Below are 211 nucleotides of genomic sequence, written 5' to 3'. Positions count from 1 at the left end.
AGCTCGATCATCCGGTCCAGCGAAATCTGCGGCAAGGCAGGCAGCGGCAGCGTGTCCGGAAGAGCGCCGAAACGGGAGGCCAGCGTGTCGACCGGCCAGCCCATCTGCACAGCAAGGGCGGAACACAGCGTCACCGCGATAATGCTGCCCGGAATGCGCGGGCTGAGTTTTCTGAGGCCGACGATGATCGCGATGGTGAGCGCGGCAACCA

General features: G+C 64.9%; 1 pseudogene. It reads right to left on the bottom strand.

What is annotated here, in order from left to right:
- A pseudogene (locus EP376_RS23170) lies at positions 1 to 211 on the bottom strand (SulP family inorganic anion transporter); the annotation flags it as partial.

Source organism: Alexandriicola marinus, from assembly GCF_004000435.1.
Taxonomy (GTDB): Bacteria; Pseudomonadota; Alphaproteobacteria; order Rhodobacterales; family Rhodobacteraceae; genus Alexandriicola; species Alexandriicola marinus.
This window is presented reverse-complemented; position numbering and strand designations above follow the sequence as displayed.